The sequence below is a fragment of the Streptomyces sp. KR55 genome, from assembly GCF_052245645.1.
GTDB classification, from domain to species: domain Bacteria; phylum Actinomycetota; class Actinomycetes; order Streptomycetales; family Streptomycetaceae; genus Streptomyces; species Streptomyces flavusporus.
In genome coordinates, this window is the sequence record NZ_JBQQCE010000639.1 from 1 (window position 1) to 4,204 (window position 4,204).

4 protein-coding genes are annotated in these 4,204 nt (G+C 71.6%); 1 reads left to right on the forward strand and 3 read right to left on the reverse strand.

Annotation, left to right across the window (positions count from 1 at the left end):
* The first annotated feature begins 109 nt into the window (after positions 1-109).
* Positions 110-1,621 (forward strand): MFS transporter, encoded by a 1,512-nt coding sequence (locus ACTWQJ_RS47330; protein ID WP_443312561.1) that lies wholly within the window; start codon positions 110-112, stop codon positions 1,619-1,621.
* Positions 1,622-1,643: 22 nt separating this feature from the next.
* Here ACTWQJ_RS47330 and ACTWQJ_RS47335 read toward each other — a convergent pair whose 3' ends face one another.
* From ACTWQJ_RS47335 to ACTWQJ_RS47345, 3 genes are all read right to left on the reverse strand, one after another.
* A complete protein-coding gene (locus ACTWQJ_RS47335; protein WP_443312562.1) occupies positions 1,644-2,213 on the reverse strand; it encodes a hypothetical protein in 570 nt (189 codons plus the stop codon).
* Between the two features lie 196 nt (positions 2,214-2,409).
* Positions 2,410-2,943 (reverse strand): DinB family protein, encoded by a 534-nt coding sequence (locus tag ACTWQJ_RS47340; protein WP_443312563.1) that lies wholly within the window; start codon positions 2,941-2,943, stop codon positions 2,410-2,412.
* A gap of 26 nt (positions 2,944-2,969) precedes the next feature.
* A partial coding sequence (locus ACTWQJ_RS47345) for a PTS transporter subunit EIIC (RefSeq protein WP_443312564.1) occupies positions 2,970-4,204 on the reverse strand: 1,235 nt, incomplete at its 5' end.

Sequence of the window (4,204 nt, forward strand, 5' to 3'; positions counted from 1 at the left end):
GGCCACCACCCGTTTGGTCCAGCCGCGACCTGAATTTTCTTGAGTAAGTTAAGCAACTGGCTTATGGTTGCCTGAGTCAAGCACTGTTCATCGCGACCGGAGGCCAGCCATGTCCCACGCCCCTGCCCGACCCGCCGACGCCGGGGGATCGTCCCCCACTGCCCGAAACGCGTGGGAGGGGCCCCCGTCGCCGAGGTCGAACGCCGTGGTGGCGGTGTTGGCCTTCGCCGGAATCGTCGTCTCCCTGATGCAGACCCTGGTGATCCCGATCGTCCCGGAGCTGCCGCAGCTCCTGGACGCCCCCTCCTCGGACACCGCCTGGGCCGTCACCGCCACGCTGCTCGCCGCCGCCGTCGCCACGCCGGTGATGGGCCGGCTCGGTGACATGTACGGCAAGCGCCGCATGCTGCTGGTCAGCGTGGTCCTGCTGGTGGCGGGCTCGGTCACGGCCGCGCTGAGCGACTCGCTGGTCCCGATGATCGTCGGACGGGTGCTGCAGGGCCTGGCGTCCGGTGTCATCCCGCTGGGCATCAGCATCATGCGCGACGAACTGCCCGCCGAACGGCTCGGCTCCGCCACCGCGCTGATGAGCGCCTCCCTCGGCGTCGGCGGCGCCCTCGGTCTGCCCGCCGCCGCGCTCATCGCCGACAACTTCGACTGGCACGTGCTGTTCTGGACTTCGGCCGCCCTCGGTGTCGTGGCCGGTGTCCTCGTCCTGACGCTCGTACCCGAGTCGAGGGTCCGCACCGGCGGACGGTTCGACCTGATCGGCGGGCTCGGCATGGCGGTCGGCCTGGTCTGCCTGCTGCTGGCGATCTCCAAGGGCGCCAACTGGGGCTGGACCAGCGGCACCACGCTCGGCCTGTTCGCCGCGGCCGTCGTCGTCCTGCTGGTGTGGGGCTGGTGGGAGCTGCGCGTCACCCAGCCCCTGGTGGACCTGCGGTCCACCGCCCGCCGTCAGGTGCTGGTGACGAACCTGGCCTCGGTGGCCGTCGGCTTTGCGATGTTCGCGATGTCCCTGGTCATTCCGCAGATGCTGCAGGCGCCCGAGTCGACCGGCTACGGCCTGGGCCAGTCGATGCTCGCCGCCGGTCTGGTCATGGCGCCGTCCGGTCTGGTGATGATGCTGACGGCGCCGGTCTCCGCCGCCGTGTCCAAGGCCAAGGGCCCGAAGGTCACCCTGATGATCGGCGCCCTGATCGTGGCCGGCGGCTACGGCCTGAACATCGTGCTGATGGACGCCGTCTGGCACTTCGTCCTGGTCTCCTGCGTCATCGGCGCCGGCATCGGCTTCACGTACGGCTCGATGCCCGCGCTCATCATGGGCGCGGTGGAGCCCTCCGAGACGGCCGCGGCCAACAGCCTCAACACCCTGATGCGGTCCATCGGTACGTCCACGGCGAGCGCGGTGGCGGGCGTCATCCTGGCCCAGATGACCATCAACGTCGGCCCCGTCGCGCTGCCCTCCCAGGACGGCTTCCGCACGGTCCTCGCGATCGGCGCGGGAGCGGCACTGCTCGCCTTCGCCGTCGCGTCGTTCATCCCGCGCGGGCGTCCGGCGGCCGGGGCGGGGGCGGCCGCAGAGGCGGAACCGGCGCAGGTCTCCGCTGTGAAGGCGTAGGCGCTCGAGCCCGTCGTACGGCCTACAGGTTGCCCATCGGCTCGATGTCGACCCGTACCGGTGTGCCCCACACGCGCAGCACCTCGTAGTCGGTGAACTCGTGCACCAGGCGGTACGCCATGGCGGGCCGGGAGCCGCGCCGCTGGGCTGCGATATACAGCTCGGCCTCACGGCGGTCGCGGCGCGGGGTGCCGCACAACTGCCACTCCTGACCGTTCCACAGCTCCGGCAGCCAGCGCTGCTGGGGCTGGGGGCGGTCGGCGCGGGTGCCGTAGCGGGAGGGGGCGGGTGCGGTCGGGGCGGTGTGCAGGGAGGGCCCGTTGAACTCGGCGCGGCGGGCCGCCCGGCGCCGGGTCTCGCACAGCAGGCAGAGGTCGGGGGCGCTCTCGTCGACGGGGCCGGTGGGATGCTCGGCGCAGCGCGTGGAGGGGGCGGCCGTCGTCACGCTCTCCTCCAGCAGATCGAGAGCGCGCCGCAGATCCGCCTTCACCTCGTGCAGCTTGGCGTCCGGGGTGTCGGGGTTCAGCGCTTCGCCGTGCTCACCGAGGAGGCGGAGGGCACGGCCGAGGGCGGTGAGCTGGGCGTGGTTCATGGGTGTCAGTCTGCGTAGTCCTTGAGTTCTTCGGTGTCCAGGGTGAGGATACGGACTCGCCCCTTGACGAATGCGAGCCGTAGGTGCCCCAGGGTGCGTTGTTGTGGTCGGGGGCGCGTTCGCCTTGGCGCGCGTCGCCCGTCCCGAACCCGACAGAGCCTTCGGCCGGCCGGGTTCGGGCCGGGCGGTCAGTGCGTCAGCCCATGCTCTTCGCGCCGTCCAGGGACTCGCGGATGATGTCGGCGTGGCCGGCGTGCTGGGCCGTTTCGGCGATGATGTGCAGCAGTACCCTGCGGGCCGACCATCGAGCCCCGGGCTCGTTCCACGGGGCCTTGGGCAGCGGATGGTCGGCGTTCAGGTCGGGCAGGGCGGTGACCAACTCGTCGGTTCGGCGGGCGACTTCGGCATACTCGGCCAGCACGCCGGCCAGCGTCTCGCCGGGCAGCATCCGGAACTCGTCGGCCCGCCGGGCCCAGTCGGCCTCGGTCATGGCGGTGAAGTCGTCCTTCGGCGACGGGCCGTTCCGGATGAAGTCCACCCAGCTCCGTTCCACCGACGTGACGTGTTTGATCAGGCCGCCGAGACACAGCTCGCTGACGGTGGTTCGCTGCCCGGCCTGCTCGTCGGTGAGGTCGCGGGTGGTGAGGCGCAGGAAGCGCCGGTGGTGGGCCAGCGTCTCCAGCAGGTCGGCGCGTTCGTCGGTGGTGGTGGGGTGCGTGGTCTCATTCATGAGAGCCACGCTAGGAGTCATTGAGGTCAGATCCTGACCTCTTGGCCTCCTTCCTGGCTGCGCTTGATTCCGAATGCGTACGTCGTCAGGAAGCCCGCCGCGTAGCCGGTGAGCAGCCCGCCCGCGTAGATCGCCGCCGAGACCCCCAACCCCGCGTTCCCGGCCAGCAGCGGGAACAGCGCCCAGCCCGACGGGCCGATCGCCGTCGCGCCGACCTGGTCGCCGAGCATCGCGAACACGCCGACGAACGCGCCGCCCGCCGCCCCGCCCACGCAGGCGGTCAGGAAGGGGCGGCCCAGGGGGAGGGAGACGCCGTAGATCAACGGCTCTCCCACGCCCAGCAGGCCCGCCGGAAGCGCCGACCTGATCGTCGTACGGATGGAGGTGTCGTGGCGCAGGCGGACGTACACCGCCATCGCCGCGCCCACCTGGCCCGCGCCCGCCATGGCCAGGATGGGCAACAGGACCGTGTGGCCCTGCTGTTCGATCAGGGTGGTGTGGATGGGGATCAGGGCCTGGTGGAGGCCCAGCATCACCAGGGGGAGGAACAGGCCGCCGAGGATCAGGCCCGCGAAGGCGCCGGTCGTGGTGAGGAGCCAGTTCGCGGCGGTGCCGATGGCGGTGGAGATCTCGCCGGCCGCGTACATCAGGCCGTAGAGGGTGGCCAGGCCGGCGACCAGGACCGTGAGTGTCGGGGTCAGCAGGACGTCCAGGGTCGGCGGGACCCGTCTGCGGCACCACTTCTCCACGTACGTCCCGAGCAGCGCCGCCGCCAGCGCGCCCAGCACGCCGCCCTGACCGGGGGACAGGGGCAGGCCGAAGGCCGTCACCTTCGCCACGCCGGGATACACGACGATCGCCGCGACCGCGCCGCCCAGCACGGGTGTGCCGCCGAACTCCTTCGCCGTGTTGTGGCCGACGAACACGGCGATCAGGGCCATGAAGGCCGAGGCGATCGCGGACAGGGCGGGGGTCACGGCCGGCAGCCAACCCGCGTTGACCAGCAGCCCGTTCACGCCCGCCAGCACTCCGCAGCCGATCAGCGCGGGGATGAGCGGGACGAAGATGTTCGCGACGCGGCGCAGGGCCAGCTTTCCCGGGGTCGCGTTGCGCCGGCGCCGGGCCTCCTTCAGCTCCGCGCCCCGCGCCGCCAGTTCATCGGCCGTCGTCCGCCCGACCAGCGCCTCGAACTCCGCCGTCACCCGCGCCACCGCACCCGGCCCGAGCACGATCTGGTACGAGTCGTCGTCCACGACGACAC

Coding starts and splice junctions, on each gene's coding strand:
- ACTWQJ_RS47340 (WP_443312563.1), bottom strand. CDS start 2,943: ATGAATGAGACCACGCACCCCACCACCACCGACGAACGCGCCGACCTG.
- ACTWQJ_RS47335 (WP_443312562.1), bottom strand. CDS start 2,213: ATGAACCACGCCCAGCTCACCGCCCTCGGCCGTGCCCTCCGCCTCCTC.
- ACTWQJ_RS47330 (WP_443312561.1), top strand. CDS start 110: ATGTCCCACGCCCCTGCCCGACCCGCCGACGCCGGGGGATCGTCCCCC.